Origin of the sequence: Sphingomonas kyeonggiensis (assembly GCF_014196745.1) — a bacterium.
In the GTDB taxonomy this organism is placed as follows: domain Bacteria; phylum Pseudomonadota; class Alphaproteobacteria; order Sphingomonadales; family Sphingomonadaceae; genus Sphingomonas; species Sphingomonas kyeonggiensis.
In genome coordinates, this window is the sequence record NZ_JACIEH010000006.1 from 109,788 (window position 1) to 125,251 (window position 15,464).

Annotated in this window: 17 protein-coding genes, 1 tRNA gene and 1 pseudogene; 11 read left to right on the forward strand and 8 right to left on the reverse strand. The window is 60.6% G+C overall.

All coding sequences use genetic code 11. The annotated features are described in order from the left end of the window. Nucleotides 1–86: 86 nt before the first annotated feature. Nucleotides 87–1,118: an aldo/keto reductase gene (locus tag GGR46_RS24665; RefSeq protein ID WP_184000757.1), complete on the reverse strand. Its 1,032-nt coding sequence runs from the start codon at nt 1,116–1,118 to the stop codon at nt 87–89. A 152-nt stretch (nt 1,119–1,270) separates the two neighbouring features. Here GGR46_RS24665 and GGR46_RS24670 point away from each other — a divergent pair, with 152 nt between their 5' ends. Beyond that, nucleotides 1,271–2,158 carry an ROK family protein gene (locus GGR46_RS24670; protein WP_184000758.1) on the forward strand — a complete coding sequence of 296 codons (888 nt, stop codon included), beginning with the start codon at nt 1,271–1,273 and terminating at the stop codon, nt 2,156–2,158. 33 nt (nt 2,159–2,191) lie between these two features. Here GGR46_RS24670 and GGR46_RS24675 read toward each other — a convergent pair whose 3' ends face one another. Further along, nucleotides 2,192–2,815 carry a DNA-3-methyladenine glycosylase family protein gene (locus tag GGR46_RS24675; protein WP_184000759.1) on the reverse strand — a complete coding sequence of 208 codons (624 nt, stop codon included), beginning with the start codon at nt 2,813–2,815 and terminating at the stop codon, nt 2,192–2,194. 63 nt (nt 2,816–2,878) lie between these two features. Here GGR46_RS24675 and GGR46_RS24680 point away from each other — a divergent pair, with 63 nt between their 5' ends. Further along, nucleotides 2,879–3,196 carry a 2Fe-2S iron-sulfur cluster-binding protein gene (locus GGR46_RS24680; RefSeq protein WP_184000760.1) on the forward strand — a complete coding sequence of 106 codons (318 nt, stop codon included), beginning with the start codon at nt 2,879–2,881 and terminating at the stop codon, nt 3,194–3,196. A 163-nt stretch (nt 3,197–3,359) separates the two neighbouring features. Here GGR46_RS24680 and GGR46_RS24685 read toward each other — a convergent pair whose 3' ends face one another. From GGR46_RS24685 to GGR46_RS24695, 3 genes are read right to left on the reverse strand one after another with little or no spacing between them, the layout of a single operon-like run. Beyond that, complete coding sequence (locus tag GGR46_RS24685; RefSeq protein ID WP_184000761.1) at nt 3,360–4,121, reverse strand: hypothetical protein; 762 nt, start codon at nt 4,119–4,121, stop codon at nt 3,360–3,362. A 17-nt stretch (nt 4,122–4,138) separates the two neighbouring features. After that, nucleotides 4,139–4,888, reverse strand: coding sequence for a 23S rRNA (guanosine(2251)-2'-O)-methyltransferase RlmB (gene rlmB / locus GGR46_RS24690; RefSeq protein WP_184000762.1), 750 nt, complete (start codon nt 4,886–4,888; stop codon nt 4,139–4,141). After that, on the reverse strand, nt 4,888–6,522 hold the full coding sequence (locus tag GGR46_RS24695) for a M20/M25/M40 family metallo-hydrolase (protein ID WP_184000763.1): 1,635 nt from the start codon (nt 6,520–6,522) through the stop codon (nt 4,888–4,890). Before GGR46_RS24695 ends, rlmB begins: the two co-directional genes overlap by 1 nt. A gap of 124 nt (nt 6,523–6,646) precedes the next feature. Between GGR46_RS24695 and GGR46_RS24700 the strand changes: the two genes are divergently transcribed. After that, nucleotides 6,647–6,733, forward strand: a tRNA-Tyr gene (locus GGR46_RS24700). A gap of 193 nt (nt 6,734–6,926) precedes the next feature. Here GGR46_RS24700 and GGR46_RS25965 read toward each other — a convergent pair. Next, nucleotides 6,927–7,559: pseudogene (locus GGR46_RS25965) on the reverse strand (tyrosine-type recombinase/integrase); the annotation flags it as partial. On the opposite strand from GGR46_RS25965, the gene GGR46_RS25645 reads away from it, so the two are divergent. Both GGR46_RS25645 and GGR46_RS24710 read left to right on the forward strand, forming a co-directional pair. Then, on the forward strand, nt 7,554–7,958 hold the full coding sequence (locus GGR46_RS25645; RefSeq protein ID WP_246426365.1) for a hypothetical protein: 405 nt from the start codon (nt 7,554–7,556) through the stop codon (nt 7,956–7,958). The pseudogene GGR46_RS25965 and the gene GGR46_RS25645 overlap by 6 nt on opposite strands. A 127-nt stretch (nt 7,959–8,085) precedes the next feature. Further along, the gene (locus GGR46_RS24710) at nt 8,086–8,280 is read left to right on the forward strand and encodes a helix-turn-helix transcriptional regulator (RefSeq protein WP_184000764.1); all 195 of its coding nucleotides are present in this window, start codon (nt 8,086–8,088) and stop codon (nt 8,278–8,280) included. A 69-nt stretch (nt 8,281–8,349) separates the two neighbouring features. Here GGR46_RS24710 and GGR46_RS25650 read toward each other — a convergent pair whose 3' ends face one another. Next, nucleotides 8,350–8,568, reverse strand: a complete 219-nt coding sequence (locus tag GGR46_RS25650; RefSeq protein ID WP_246426366.1) for an excalibur calcium-binding domain-containing protein — start codon at nt 8,566–8,568, stop codon at nt 8,350–8,352. Between the two features lie 519 nt (nt 8,569–9,087). Here GGR46_RS25650 and GGR46_RS24720 point away from each other — a divergent pair. The 4 genes from GGR46_RS24720 to GGR46_RS24735 all read left to right on the forward strand — a co-directional run bounded on the left by GGR46_RS24720 (nt 9,088) and on the right by GGR46_RS24735 (nt 12,793). Next, nucleotides 9,088–10,482, forward strand: a complete 1,395-nt coding sequence (locus GGR46_RS24720) for a hypothetical protein (RefSeq protein WP_184000766.1) — start codon at nt 9,088–9,090, stop codon at nt 10,480–10,482. 165 nt (nt 10,483–10,647) lie between these two features. Then, entirely contained in the window at nt 10,648–11,109 is a 462-nt protein-coding gene (locus GGR46_RS24725; protein WP_184000767.1) for a Ros/MucR family transcriptional regulator, read from the forward strand. 132 nt (nt 11,110–11,241) lie between these two features. After that, nucleotides 11,242–11,424: a hypothetical protein gene (locus GGR46_RS24730; protein ID WP_184000768.1), complete on the forward strand. Its 183-nt coding sequence runs from the start codon at nt 11,242–11,244 to the stop codon at nt 11,422–11,424. 253 nt (nt 11,425–11,677) lie between these two features. Further along, the gene (locus GGR46_RS24735; protein ID WP_184000769.1) at nt 11,678–12,793 is read left to right on the forward strand and encodes an IS110 family RNA-guided transposase; all 1,116 of its coding nucleotides are present in this window, start codon (nt 11,678–11,680) and stop codon (nt 12,791–12,793) included. A gap of 74 nt (nt 12,794–12,867) precedes the next feature. Here the strand turns inward: GGR46_RS24735 and GGR46_RS24740 are convergent, their stop codons facing one another. Next, nucleotides 12,868–13,155, reverse strand: coding sequence for a hypothetical protein (locus GGR46_RS24740; RefSeq protein ID WP_184000770.1), 288 nt, complete (start codon nt 13,153–13,155; stop codon nt 12,868–12,870). A gap of 62 nt (nt 13,156–13,217) precedes the next feature. Between GGR46_RS24740 and GGR46_RS24745 the strand changes: the two genes are divergently transcribed. Together GGR46_RS24745 and GGR46_RS24750 are read left to right on the forward strand one after the other, a co-directional pair. After that, complete coding sequence (locus GGR46_RS24745; RefSeq protein WP_343058363.1) at nt 13,218–14,831, forward strand: nSTAND3 domain-containing NTPase; 1,614 nt, start codon at nt 13,218–13,220, stop codon at nt 14,829–14,831. A 149-nt stretch (nt 14,832–14,980) separates the two neighbouring features. Next, entirely contained in the window at nt 14,981–15,445 is a 465-nt protein-coding gene (locus GGR46_RS24750; protein ID WP_184000772.1) for a mobile mystery protein A, read from the forward strand. The last annotated feature ends 19 nt before the right edge of the window (nt 15,446–15,464 follow it).

The following is a 15,464-nucleotide window of genomic DNA, read 5'->3' on the forward strand; positions in this document are numbered from 1 at the left end:
TTGCGCGCGGCAGCTTTCACCCTCACCCTTCCGCCGACTGCGTCGGCTCCCTCCCTCTCCCGCAAGCGGTAGAGGGAAAGAAGGGCTCACCGCCGCTCGCTGGGCCCGCCGCGATAGCCGTTCTGGCGCTCGATCATCCAGCCGGGATATTCCGCCGGCAGCTTGCTCACTTCGTCGAGCCGGGCAAGCTCCTCGGTCGTGAATTCCACCTCGACGGCACCCAGATTGTCCGCCAGCTGATCGGGCCGCTTGGCGCCCAGGATCACGGTGGAGACGCTCTTCTGGTAGAGCAGCCAGGCCAGCGCCAGCTGCGCGACCGAGCGGTCCTTGGCCTCGGCCAGTTCGCGCAGCACGTCGATCACGGCATAGCCGCGGTCCTTGTTCACCGGCGGGAAGTCGAACGCGGCGCGGCGACCCTCGCCTTCGCCCTCGCGCGTGTACTTGCCCGACAGGAAGCCGCCGGCGAGCGGGCTCCACACCATCAAGCCCACGCCCTCGCTGTCGAGCATCGGGATCACGTCGCGCTCCAGGTCGCGCCCGGCGATCGTGTAATAGGCCTGCAGCGAGGCGATCGGGGCATAGTCCTTCGCCGCCGCGATGCCGACCGCCTTCATCACCTGCCACGCCGCCCAGTTCGACAGGCCGATATACCGCACCACGCCCTTCCGGACGAGGCTGTCGAGCGCATAGAGCGTCTCCTCGAACGGCGTCGCGCTGTCGAAGCCATGGATCTGGTAGAGGTCGATGAAGTCGGTGCCGAGCCGCTCCAGGCTCTTCTCCACCTGCGTCAGGATATGTCCGCGCGAGGCTCCGGCGCCGTTCGGGCCGGCGTGCATCCGCCCGAGCACCTTGGTGGCGACCACCACTTCGTCGCGCGCCACGCCCAGATTCTTGAGCGACTGGCCGAGGATCTGTTCCGAGCGGCCCTCCGAGTACATGTTCGCCGTGTCGAAGAAGTTGATCCCCGCATCGAGCGCGGCCTTCACCAGCGCGTCGGCCTCTTCCTGCTGGAGCTGACCGATCTTCCCCCAAAGCTCGCCTTCGCCGCCAAAGGTCATGGTGCCAAGGCAGAGTTCGGAGACGATCAGGCCGGTGCGGCCGAGCTGGTTGTAACGCATGGACATACCTCTTTGGGGAGCGAGGGGAGGGGAAGCCGGCAAATGTGGTCGCCCCCGGGCCGCCGCAATGCCCGCCACGCGAAAAATGCCTCTGGTGGCGGCTTGTCGAGGGCCCCTTTTTTGCCGGCAAAAACCACGCTAGCGAAACCGGGATGACTCAAGAAAAGCTGATCGCCGGCCTGGAGCTGGGCGGCACCAAATGCGTGGCCCTGCTCGCCTCCGGCCCGGGCGACGTGCGCGACCGCGTGACCGTGCCCACCACCGATCCCGCAGCCACGCTCGCGGGTATCGAAGCGGCGCTCGACCATTGGAGCTTCGATGCGATCGGGGTGGCCAGCTTCGGCCCCGTCGGCCTCGATCCGGCGCGTGCCGATTATGGCTCGATCACCGCCACCACCAAGCCGGGCTGGACCGGCACCGATCTCGTCCGCCGGCTGGCGGCGCGCTACGGCAGGCCGATCGGCTTCCAGACCGACGTCAACGGCGCTGCGCTGGCCGAGGGCCGCTGGGGCGCGGCGCAGGGCATGGCCGCACATGCCTATATCACCATCGGCACCGGGGTGGGCGTCGGGCTGGTCACCGGCGGCAGGCCGGTGATGGGCTGGGCGCATGGCGAGGCCGGGCACATGCGCCTGCCGCGCGCGCCGGGCGATACCTATCCCGGCTGGTGCCGTTTCCATGGCGACTGCCTCGAGGGGCTGATCTCGGGCCCAGCGCTCGCCCAGCGCTTCGGCATGCCCGGCAACCAGCTGCCGGACGATGGCCCCGAATGGGACCTGTTCGTTCATGACCTGGTCGGCATGCTCCACAATCTCGTCGTCACCGCCGCGCCCGAGCGCATCGCCATCGGCGGTGGCGTGGTGGCGGCGCGCGACTATCTCTTCCCCCGTATCCGTACTCGGTTGGTCCATAGCCTGGGTGGCTATGGCGCGCTCGCCGAATGGGCCGAGACCATCGACGCGCGGGTCGGCGCGCCGGGGCTGGGTACGATGGCAGGTCCGCTCGGTGCGATCGCGGTGGGGCTGGGGGCCAACCAATAAAGCCCCTCCCCTTCGGGGGAGGGGCTTGCCCGCTCAAATCACTTCCATCTCCGAATTATAATGATGCCATGCGAACACCGCCGCCGCGCCGCGGTGCGGGCGCCAGGCTTCGGCGATTTCGCGGGTCAGCTTTTCGCTCGGCCGTTCGGCATGGCCCATGATCCGCCCGACCTCGATCTGCACGGCCAGGTCGCCGGCCGGCCAGATATCGGGGCGCCCCTCGGCGAAGAGCAGATAGACCTCGGCGGACCAGCGGCCGATCCCCTTGATCCGCACCAGTTGGGCGATCGCCGCCTCGTCGTCCTCGGGCAGCGCTGCCAGGTCGAGCCGTCCGCTCGTCACTTCCTCGGCCAGGCTATGGGCATAGGCCGCCTTCTGGCGTGACAGGCCGGCTGCGCGCAGGTCGTCGAGGGTGGTGCGGGCGATGTTGCCGGGGTCGGTCAGGTCGCCGAGCTGCGCCGCCATCCTGTTCCAGATCGCCTGGGCCGCGGCCACGCTCACCTGCTGCCCGACGATGGTACGCAGCAGCGTCTCATAGCCGCGGTCGCGGATGCGGGGCGGGGGATAGCCGACGCGGCCGATCGCTGCAGCGATCAGCGGTTCGCGTGCGGCGAGCGCATCGAGCGACGCTCGGAGCTGCTCGGCGCTCAGGCCCATGGGGCACCGCCTTGCGAAGCGCCGCGTTCGGCGGCATGGACGGAGCGATTGAAGGAGAACGTCATGCCCAAGCTTATCGTCGTGACCAGAAGTGGTGAAGAGCGCGAGGTCATGGGCGAAGCGGGCCTTAGCGTGATGGAAGTGATCCGCGAGAGCGGCTTCGACGAGCTGCTCGCGCTGTGTGGCGGTTGCTGCTCGTGCGCGACCTGCCACGTCCATGTCGATCCGGAATTTGCGGCCAAACTGCCTAAGATGAGCATGGACGAGGACGACCTGCTCGACAGCGCCGGCGACCGCGACGAATATTCGCGCCTGTCGTGCCAGATCCCGTTCGGCCCGGACCTCGACGGCCTGCGGGTGCGGATCGCGGAAGAGGACTAATTCTCCCTCTCCCGCTTGCGGGAGAGGGATGGCGAGCATCGTGAGCCAGGGTGAGGGTGTGTGCGGGCCGCGAACGCATCGCTTGCCGCCCTTGCTGACCCTCACCCTTCCGCCGCTTCGCGGCTCCCTCCATCTCCCGCAAGCGGGAGATGGATAGTTTGGTTCAGTTGATCGCCCGCACCCGGATCGACGCCATCGGCGCATCGTCGGTGGTGGTGTCGGTCTTCCAGGTGATGACCTTGTCCTTGCCGACGGTCACCGCGCCTTCCTCGTTGTTCTGGCTCACCAGCTCGGCATCGGTGGTCAGCACGAAGGTGCCTTCCAGCCGCGAGAAGGCCTCGCCCATGTCGCCCAGGCCCGCGGCTCCCAGCGCGCTCATGTCGCCCATGCCATTGCCCTTGCCGCTCTCGCGGACATAGCCCGGCGCCTTGACGCGGATCAGGTCCTTGCCGCGCAGCTCCACCGCGATCCACGGCATGATCATCTGGTTGTCGAGATTATACGGGTAGACGAAGCCGTGATCGAGCGTGCCGGAGATCTGGTAGTCGACCCAGAACAGCCCGTTGCCGCGATATTCGACGCTGCGATAGCCGGCCTCCTTGGCGATCTCGACCGCGAGCTTGCGGAAATTCTCGTCCTGTTTGGCCTTCTCCTCGGGCGTCAGGGTGAAGTCCGGCGCCTTCTCGGGCGTCTTGCCCTTCTTGCCGGACTTCTCCTTGGCCGCGTCCGCCATGCCTTCCTGCATCGCCTTGCCCGCAAAGCCCTGCAGGTCGATCGCCATCACTTCGCCCTTGTAGGAGAAGCTGAAGGTGCGGTCGGCACGGATGGTCAGCGCCGACTGGAACTTGCCGGGCACGAACAGGCAGCTGGCGAGCACCAGCGGCGCGACCAGCGCGAATGCGATGGCCTTCAGACGATGCAGCATTGGATCCCCCTTGGCGTTCAGCCGCGAACCGTCACCGCATACAGGGCGATCGCCGCAGCATTGGAAACGTTCAGGCTCTCGACCTTATCCGAGATCGGCAGCTTCGCAAGCTCGTCGCAGTGCGCCTCGGTGTTCTGCCGCATGCCTTCGCCCTCGGCACCGAGTACCAGAGCGACCTTGCGCTGCTCGCCCATCACCTCGGCCAGCGTGCCGTTGGCATGGCCGGTCAGGCCGATGCGCCAGAAGCCCGCCTCGGCGATCTCCTCGAGCGCGCGGGCGAGGTTCACCACGCGGCACCACGGCACCTGTTCCAGCGTGCCCGCCGCGGCGCGGGCGAGGGTGCCCGTCTCGCTCGGCGCGTGCCGGTCCTGGGTGACGATGCCGAGCGCGTCGAACGCCGCAGCCGAGCGCAGGATCGCGCCGACATTGTGCGGATCGGTCACCTGGTCGAGCACGATCAGCGGGCGGTTGTCGCCTGCCCCCTGTGCGAGCAGGTCGCCCAGCCACATCTCCTCGAGCGGATCAACTTCGGCGACCAGCCCCTGGTGCGGCGCGTCGCTGGGCACCAGCCGGCCGAGATCGGCGGCATTGGCGAAGGTGACCGGGATGGTCGACGGGATGTCGAGATTGGCGAGCGCGTCGTGCGTGCCCCAGATCTTGCGCACCACGCGCTCGGGATTGTCGAGCGCCGCCAGCACCGCGTGCCGCCCGTAGAAACGCGGGCGGTTCGACGATGCCTGGCTCGGCCGGTGTCCACGCTTGGCCATCAATGTGCTCCCGGTGCTGCGTAGAATCCGTCCGAAGCCTTGGGCTCGCTCGCCAGCGGCAGGCGCGGCAGCGGCTCGGGCGCGTTGGCGGCGTTGACCAGGAAGGTGGCGAGGATGATCGCGCCCTGGCGCATGTCGTCCGGCTTCAGATGGTCGAACGTGTCGACATCGGTGTGGTGGACGTTCGAGCCATAGTCGAGCGGATCCTGGATGAACTGGAAGGCCGGGATGCCCACTGCGTCGAAGAACACGTGATCAGTGCTGCCGGTGCGGCCGGTCGCCACCTTGGTCGCGCCCATCGAGTTGAACGGCGCCAGCCACTCGCGGAAGATCGGCACCACCGCGGTATTGCCCTGGGTATAGATGCCGCGGATCTTGCCCGAGCCGTTGTCGAGGTTGAAATAGGCGGCGAGCTTGGAATGGTCGGCGCCCGGCTTGATCGGGAAGGCCTTGCTCCAGTTCATGTAGCGATTGGTGCCGGTCAGTGCCGGATCGACCGGGCGGCTGGCGACATGGTTCTCGACATAGGCCATCGAGCCGAGCAGGCCCTGCTCCTCGCCCGACCACAGCGCGAAGCGGATCGCGCGCTTCGTCTTGATGCCCGATGCCTTGATGATGCGCGCGGCCTCCATGACCATCGAAACGCCGGCGGCATTGTCCGCCGCGCCGTCGCCCATCGCCCAGCTGTCCATATGGGCGCCGGCCATCACATAGCCTGCCTTGGCGTCGGTGCCGGGGATGTCGGCCAGGATATTGTAGGCCTTGGTGTCGCTGTCGTCGTAGCTGACCTCGCTGTTGAGCTCGAGGCTGGGCGCCGCGCCCATCTTGGCGAGGCGGGTTAGGCGGCGATAATCCTCGGCGGCGATCTCGAAGCCCGGCAGGGGCGGGGTCGCGCCGACCTGGAACTGGCTGTTCTGGCCATGGACCAGCTTGCCGTTGCGCGACGACATGGTGGCATAGGCGATCGCGCCCTCGGCCTTCAGGAAGGCGTCGCGCTTGGCGGTGAAGGCCATGCGGCTGGCGCTGCTCGGGCGGCGATTCGCGCTGGCGCCGCCGTTCTGCAGCTGGAAGGTGTCGGCCTTGTCGAGATCGGCGTCACCATAGCGGCGGAAATCGGGGTCGGTCGCGTCGGTGATGTCGGTCGGCTCGGTGAGCAGGACGATCTTGCCCTTGAGCTTGCCCTTGTACTGATCGAGCGCGGCTTCGTCGGCCATCGGGGCGAGCACGACCTGGCCGGTGATCGGACCGTTGGTTCCCGGCGTCCAGGCGAGCGGCGCGGCGATCAGGGTGAGCGGACGCGGGGCGATCATCTTCACACCGGCGTTCTTCGCGCTCCAGCCGCGACCGAACTCGAAGCCCTCCTTGTGCACGTTGGTCAGGCCCCATTCGCGGAACTTGGCCTGGGTCCAGTCCTCGGCCTGGCGCATGCCCGGCGAATTGGTGAGTCGCGCGCCGATCACGTCGGTGAGGTACTGGGCGACGCGCATCACTTCGCTGCGGTTGGTGCCCTCGTCGACGATCTTGTCGACGGGTGCGCTCGGCGCTGCGGGGCCGTCCGGGCCTCTGGCGATGGCGAGCGGAGCCATGGCGGTGGCTGCGAGCAGCGTGGCGATGGCGAAGGAAAGTCGGCGCATTGGGCCCCCGGGGAGTGTCATTATCAGGAAGCGGCGGACGCTATGCCGCACAAAGTCTGCGCGCAAGGCGTTGACAGGGAGCTTTCGCTTCGGCAATGGCGCCCCTCTCGCCGAACGGCGCCATGGACAGGTGGCCGAGTGGTTAAAGGCAGCAGACTGTAAATCTGCCCGGGTTTCCCGTACGCTGGTTCGAATCCAGCCCTGTCCACCACACCCCCCTCTGAGAGGGGGGTGCCTTCTAAGCCCTCATCGTCGTTCGCTGCTGCATCCGCCGTGTGTAGTTCCTGTGTAATCGTATTGGGACGCTTATCGAGCATCGCCACGGCGTGGTCCAAGTGATCGCCGTAGATATGTGTGTAGCGCAGCACCATCGTGAGCGTCTTGTGCCCGCTGATCCTCTGCACCGTGGGTAGGTCGACTCCAGCCTTTACCAAGCGCGTGATGGCGGTGTGTCGCATGACGTGCGGCGTAACCTTCTTGGGGTCCAGGCCTGCGTTAACGACCGCGCGCTGAAACCCCTTGCCCATGGAGACTCGGTGCGGCTTCTTGCAGCGTTCGGCGGCAGGAAACACCCAGCCATCCTTATCCGTGTCTTGTTGCTGTTGCCTGAAGAGAAGTTCGGCCAACGCGGGTGTGATGGGTTGATCGCGGGCCCCGGCTTTTGCCTGAGGAATGCGTATGCGACGGTTATCAAAATCGATTTGATCGTATCGCACGCGAAGGATTTCGCTATGCCGCATGGCTGCGTTGAGGCCAAAAGCGACGAACAGGTGGAGTTTGGGGTCAACGTCCTCAATCGCGGCGACCGTGAGCGCCGCTGCATCGGCGTCGGTCAATACGATGATGGGCTTCGCGGTCTCCGCAGCTTTGCTAATTCGCGGACGATCACCTGCGGTAAGCCACTGCCAATCGATCATACGATTGAACATGTGGCTGAGGGTCGAAAGCTCCCGGTTTACCGTTGCAATTGGAGATTCTAGGGAGCGGCGAGCCGCGTACTCGGATACGGCGAGAGTGGAAACACGGTTGATTTGCATCTTGCCGAAGGCCGGGATGAGATGGTGGTCGATGTGGCGCCGCTTGTTGATGATGTCCTTGCCACCCGTCTTGCCGAGCCGCTCAAGGTAGTCGGCGGCGGCCTGCGCGAAGAGAGGGTGTGCCTTGCGGCGCTTGGGAAGGTTCAGGCGCCCAGCACGCGCGTCCGTGCGGAACTGCTCGATTTGGCGTTCTGCCTGCTCTCTACGCACTCCTTCGCTCTCTTTACCGACGACGCGATGAATGCGCTCGCCATCGACCATGATGTTGATTGCGTACCGAAGATCGCCATCAGCGAGTCGGGTAACTTCAATGCCATGTTCCGTCAGGCGAGAGCCTGCGGTAAGTCCCTTGATAGTACTCCTCGAAAGCTTGGTGAACTTAAGAGACATGTATTATAAGCTCCAATAATAAAACTAAGACTAATACCCGGCACTAAGGGTTTTTCCCTGGCTTAGTGGCCGCTACATCGCGCTCATCGATCGAATTTCGTCCCGATCGACTCACCATGTTGTGGAGCGTTAGATTATGAATATTTCGGAGTCCACCCCCGACGGGCGGGTGCCTCGTTCTCGCGCTGCGGCCATTCTTGGTCTGTCGGCCAAGACACTTGCGAATTGGCAGACGCGAGGGCTCGGGCCGCGCAGCGTTCGAGTGGGCGGGCGCCGCTTCTACTATGTCGCCGACCTGCTCGCCTTCATCGAGGCGGGCGCGCTGGTTTGATGCAAGTGCATCGATGGGTCTGCCGTTCCCAAGCGATCATACGTAACCGATCGGTGGGCGGCAGAGCCTCTAGTTTCCGTAGTAGGGCTCGCAGGCGATACCGTCGCTGTCGCCGTCAAGTTCCGATCGATACCCTGGCGACCCGCGATAGATTGGCGCGACACCAGCCGAGCGTGCCTCGTTACAGTTGTGGAAATGGCGAGACTGCTCGACCATTCGCTGCTGCTCCTCATTGGCTCGAATCTGGTCGGCCATGGCAGTGGAGCCGGTTAGCGTGGTCTGGATCATCGGCGCTGCAAAAAACACCACAAGGCCCACTGCCAAGCACCCGGTTATGACCTGCGCGCCAAAAGGCGTCGGTTCCTGCTTGCGGCGATGGCGGGAGCGCGGCGGCATCGCCAGATGATCACATGCGTAACCTTGCAAATGACCTAACGGCCTATCCTTGGCGTGATGTGGCCGCTGCGGAGTTCGATGGCCGCAGTCATCATCGGACGAGCATTGAGCCAACTTGCTGTGAGTTTCGGGACTTTCACCCCGACCCCTCATTCATCATCCTTTTCCACCGCCCTGACTTCAGAGCGCAGGAGGGTATCCCATAGAATTGGATTGGCATGGTAGTTAATTCCATTCCTAAAATTAACATCCTCAGAAGTAGATAAACTGAAAAATGGGCTTATCCCTCAACATAAGCAAAACTTAGCTTAACATCCATTAGGTTGAGCCGACACTAGCCGTTGCTTCGGGCGCGGTGGTCGCGCATTCTCTCCGAGCCCCGCAACTGAGGGCTAATCACAGAAAGACATTATGAAACCTGAAGCCACGCCCCTAGTCGGGGTGAATGATACTGCGTGCCTAAATCCCGCCAACGATGCCACCATTGGATTGATCCGCGTTCCAGAAGGCTTGCGGCTACGCGACTTGTCTGCCGTCAGCATGGATCTGGAATGGAAGCCAGCCTCTGCGGCAGCACGTTCTGCCATTGACTGGTTCTACCTTCACCTCGGCGGGCAATCGATCGCCGGCCGCGCAGCCAAATTGAAAGACGCGATCGGTGCGGTCCTCAACGACCTGTTGAATGCCGCCGAGAACACCCCTTTTCGCCCCTGTTTCCGTTCTATGCGGGCGAAAGATTTCACGGGCGGGCCTGTCGGATACAGGAGCGCAAAGGCTGTTATCGACCTGTTCGAGGTGAAGGGTTTGGTCCACCTCGCCGGCGGGAACTTCAACAGGGAGGGCCGGGTCTCATGCGGCACGACGACACGCATCTGGCCCACCACTGCTTTGCTCGATCATCTAGCCGAATTTGGCATCGCCCCGTCCAATCGGCGTGAGCATTTCATAAAGGGTGAAGGTTCGGAGGCAGCATCCAGGCCCATCCTTCTCAGCACTTCCTCTGCGTGGCGAGGAAGGCGCCGCGTCGAGGGAAAGCCGTTGCCGGTGGATGCCACTGATCCGACCGTAATCAAATATGCGGCTCAGGTGGATCGCCTCAATGCCTTCATTGCTAAGCAGGCTATCGAAGGTGCCGGCGAAGTCGTCTTCTTCCGAAAGTTTAACTGCGGCGATCAAGCCGGCCATGCATATCGCAAGGGCGGTCGCCTTTGGGTTGTTGGCGGCGGATACCAGATGATGCCGAAGAGGTGGAAGCCATCGCATCCGGAAGGAACCAAGCTCCGCTCTTCAATTCTGATCAACGGCGAGCCCACCACCGAGATTGATATCGGATCAAGCCACCTTACCATCTTCCAAGCAAAACTTGGCCTGCCATTCGATCCTCAAGCTGATCTTTATGACATTCCAGGGATCGAGCGTGAAGTCGTGAAAGCCTATATCAACTTAACCCTCAGCAAGCCGAGGCTACCCAAGCAATGGCCAGCCGATATGCGGTCGGACTTTCTTGATAGATATGGGTGTGAGATTGATCGCGATCACTCAATATATTTCGTAAGGGAGGCGTGTCTAGAACGTCATCCCATCCTTTGCCAAAGGAAATCGATCCAACTTGATTGGTCCGATCTACAATTCATTGAGTCTCAAGCTATCCTCAGGGCAATGGATTCGCTGAATCAAGATTCTGGGATTGCCTGCCTACCGATTCACGATTCTCTCATCGTACCACTATCTCATAAAGATAAAGCCATAGAGGTATTGAAAGAGTCTTTTAAGTATCATGTAGGTGTTATGCCGAGAGTTAACTAGATTAACCTTAATATAATTATATAACCTATATAACACCTCTCTACCACTTAACCCCTTACTGGAAACGTTTGCCATTCAGCGCCCCCTGCAATGTCCAATGATGCCGTGACATTGTACGGGGCTGCGCTATGGCCCGGGAGCGCCGTTATCTTTGGAGGCTCCGCGATGACCGATGATAGCTCCTTGAGTTCAGTTGAACTCGCCGCTGAACTTACTGCTGCGTGGTTGGCAAATCCCAACACCCGCTCCACCACCGAAGAAGCGGTGGCCTTCCTGACTTCGATCCACGGGGCAGTCGCGGAGCTGGGCAAGGTAGTGGCGGTTGAGCCTGAGCCTGCTGCGCCAGCCGAACCGGAGCATGTGCCCGCCGTGTCGGTGCGGAAGAGCCTTGCTAGCCGGGATCACATTATCTCGATGATCGATGGCAAGCCGTACAAGACGCTCACGCGGCATCTTTCCACTCACGGGCTCACGCAGGAAGAGTATCGGACCCGGTACAACCTGCCGAAATCCTATCCGATGACCGCCCCTGCCTACAGCGAGCAACGCCGCGAGATGGCAAAGAAGCTCGGGCTTGGGCGTAAGCCAGGGCAAAAGGCGACCGCGAAGAAGTCGGCTGCTAAATAGGCTCTATTTCGCCCTAGGAAGCCCGTACAAACGTGAAGCGCATTTTAGGTTAGTTGGTAGCTTAAAGTGCAAATTGCGCTGCATGGGCTTTATTTTGAATATTTCATGTGTTTGTCAAGTCTAGGCTGATTCATGGCAGAGGATCGAGTTTATATTGTCGGCGGCGAAGACGAAAACGGCGATCAACATCTGTTTGCTACGGACGATTTGGGGCGAACGATAGCTAAGCACAGCGAATTGAAAGGCAGGCTCCGGAAGGTCCAGACCAATGAGGGGCTGGCTGATGCCATGGATGCGGCGGCGAACCCGCATTAGGTGCATCTCGATGAACTAGATATTGCCGCTTCCTTAGCCACCAACTAAAATGCGAGCGCGGCCCCGGAAGCGAAAGTGCGCGAAGGCGGTGAAGGGCGTTGACCCTGGAATGGTCGTGCAATTGCTATCGGAACTTCTTCGTGAAAACGGATGAGCGTGACCGCCGGGAGGCTTCACCCCGGTAAGGCTACGAAGGGCAGGGACCCTGAACAGCGTCATGGGTAGCCTCCCGCCCTCGCGGCGGAGGACTGCGATGACAGCGGAGCAATGTTGGATTGGCATCGATGCGGGTGCGGATACAGTCGCGATCTGCATCCTAGACTCCTCCGGCAATATAGTGAGCGAAAGGCAATCGGACGCTTCCGCTGTTGCGATTTCAGAGGTTCTTCCGGCGTCCCGAGACGCGCTGGTCGTTGGGTTAGAGGCCGGTGCAGCCGCTATCCACTTGGCCAAGGGCCTTAGAAAAGTTGGCTACAACGTGCGGGTTCTTGAAACTCGCCATGTTCACGCGTTCCTAGGCTTGCGCCAGAACAAGTCGGATAGAAATGATGCACGCGGCATCGCCGATATCTTACGGCTAGGCTGGCAGTCGGTTCCCGAAGTCCTCGTGAAAAGTGAGCGGTCTCAAAGGCTCCGTTCCGAATTGGTTCTGCGCCATCGTCTAATGCAACAGCGGATGGCGACCGAAAGTGCCATGCGAGGAATTCTCCGGGTGAACGGCGGCAAAATCAACCGCGCATGGTCCGGGACGCATCTTGAGAAATCAGTTGTCGCTGAAATCGAGCGGCTTCGGGCGGATGACATTGATCTAAGTGAGGTTTTGTTGCCTACGCTTGAGGCGGTTGTTGCTGTACGACGAACTCTAGAAACAATAACTCGACGCCTGACACGCATTGCTCGAGATGATGACGTATGCAGCCGACTTATGACTGTCCCCGGAGTCGGCTGCATTAGTGCTTTGTCATTTTACACCGCGATAGATGACCCAAGCCGGTTCGCCCGAAATGAGGACGTAGGTCCGTATCTCGGATTGGTGCCGAAACTTAACCAGTCCGGTCAATCATCACGGATGGGCCGTATCAGCAAGCGGGGAAATCAAATGACTCGTGGTCATCTGGTATCGGCGGCGAAGGTTCTAATGCAATTGTCAAAGCAGGATAACGACCTGAGGCATTGGGCGATAGATTTAAAGAGGCGAGCCGGGCCTTCTAAGGCAAGAGTAGCGTTGGCTCGAAAGCTCGCGGTGGTATTATTAGCGATCTGGAAGGCCGGAACGGTCTTCGATCCTCACCCAAACGCGGGCCCTAAACACATCGACGGAACAGCCTCGCTATCCGGTGTGGAAGTTGAGCCATCACTATCGGTGTGAGCATCCGCGAAATTTCAGCGGTAGGCTGTGAATCGAATGGAGCGGCGACCTTGCGGATTCTCTAAGACATCGGCCTATCGAACCAGGGTGTGCTTCCCCAGCGCATCAATGGTTTCGAGCGAGGCGATGCGTTCGCCAGCCTTATCCCATTTGCATAGATAAGTTCCGCCAATGCTGGCGCCAAAAGAGTTCGTCGCTTCGAACTTGCGCAGGACCGTCGCGTAGGAGCCTTGATCCTTATAATCCCATGCCATGGAAGGGTCGTAGGATCGAGGCGAGACTAGTGCTGCCTTGAGCGTCAGGTCGCATTCCGTGACGATTTCAGTTTCGTCCGGCGCGCTGCTTGTTGTCGCCTCGCTCACGGGCTCTTCATGGCTTCCGCTAGCGCATTGCGACGCTAACAGGATGATGCCTACTCGTTCCGATACGAAGTCTGGAAGACGGGTTCGCGGCCATCAATGACAGCAAGAAGCAGATATTCCTCTTTGACGACTTTCTAGGACGAGTTGCTCTCGACAAACACGCCCTTGCTCAAAAGGATTCCGAACTCGCGCGGTTTATGAGTCGCATCCGACGCTCGCCCAACGCGCGCTTCATTCTGACGACCCGAGGTTACATTTTCGAAGAAGCGAGAAGGGTTTCTGAGCATCTGGGCGACCAGCGTCTCGACGTTACGAAATATGTGCTCGATGTCGGAATCTACACGCGACGCATAAAGGCGCGCATTCTCTACAACCACTTGTTAGTCGCCGAGACCCCCAAGACGTACATCCGTGCGCTTGTCGAAGGCGATAGCCTCGCCGCAATCATCGATCACCGGAACTACAATCCCCGCGTTATCGAGGCGATGACCGACGCATTCCGAATTGCCGACATTGAGCCCTCCAAATATCCAGCCGCCTTTTTGGCCGCGCTCAAAAATCCTAGTCAGATATGGGATACCGCTTTCCGCACGCATATCGACGATCGTTGTCGGCATCTGTTGCTAACGATGTTCTTCCTGTCCGAGTACGGCGTAGCGATTAGCGTGCTGCGCACGGCATATGATTCTTTGCACGCATCTTTAAGTGCCTCTTATGGCCTGCCACATGGTCCTAAAGATTTTGAGGAGGCGCTGCGCATCCTTGAAGGTAGCTTTGTCAATATCGAAGGTGAAAAAGTTTCCTTCGTGAACCCTTCACTCAAGGATTACCTTTCGACCTACCTGCGAGACCCCGAACTACTCGTCCGGCTCGCGCCAACCGCCAAAACAATTGATTGGATTGTGAGTCTCTGGGGATTTGTCGAGCACAACTTGATGTCACCAGACCAGCGGGAGCGCATCGCTCGTGAGTGCGTTTGCTTAATTGATATGATCGAGACGCAGCCGCACTGGAGACCAGTACGGGGAAGTTCAAGGTCACTAGAATATAATGATGCTTCGAATTCGACGAGGTTGGAACTGCTCATAGGTTGGTGGATCGATACGGATGATATTCGTTTTGCAGACGCGGCGATGGTAGTCGCGCAGAACCCCCAGCAAGGGTTTGGTGCATGGTCGGATGGTGAAAAGCTGATCGGTTTTTTTACCCGACTACGCGACCGGAATTACGGTCGTCAGTTCGTTTACGAGAACGAATTTCTTGCCATTATCGAGAAAGCGCTCACTGATATCATACGTTGGTCAAACAGTGACAACCTTGCCACCATGGTTGAAGCCGTAGATGAAGCCGGAAAGGCTCTTCCCGAGAGCATTTTATCTGCCGTCGAAGCGGCGGCTCTCAGTGAGTTCGATGACGTTGAAAATCGCATCCGCGATGAAGATAGCGAATCGTCACTCAGCGACCATATTGAAGCATTGAAGAAGTTCGCACCGCGCTTTGGCGTCCCCGACGCGATACTTGCGAGGGCCGTTTCCTCAGTGGAGGATAGGATCGCGGAAATTGAGGAACGCAGCGCCCCAGCATCGTCACCGAGTTTCTCATCCACCCATCGCCAAGTCGAGAAGTTCGATAACGACGCGCTCAGAAACCTGTTCACCCCTCTCCTCGACGAATGAGCAGGGGGGCCTTACTGCATACCGTTGCCTAGCGCTGCGTTCACATATATGTGTCTTTATATGTAAATTACGTTCATTTTTATATGAACAAATAGAATGGCAATGCCCATATATATGTGCTAATATACTAGGGAATAGGACACATATTTATGAACGCAAACCAAGCGACCCTCGCCCGAAAGCAACTCGAAAAGCGCCTAGCCCCGCTTCGCGCAGCGAACGTGCTTGCCCCGCCGAAAGGCTGGGTAAAAGCCATTCGCGAAGCACTTGGCATGACCGCCCGTCAGCTCGCTGCGCGCATGGGGACATCGCCATCGCGCATTCCGGTGATCGAGAAAGCCGAAGTCACCGGCGCGACCACCGTCAAGACTCTCCGCGAAGCGGCCGAGGCGATGAACTGCACTTTCGTCTATGCCTTTGTGCCGACGAAGCCGCTCGACGATATCCTGCGTGAGCGCGCAGCACAGAAAGCGCGCAGCGATATCGCACGCCTCAATCACACCATGCGGCTTGAAAATCAGGCACTCCTCAAATCCGATCTGGATGACGAGCAGCGACGCATGATCGACCTCATCCTTTCGGGCTCGCTGCGCGGCCTATGGGAGGATGAATAGGTTCGCCATGTCAGATCCA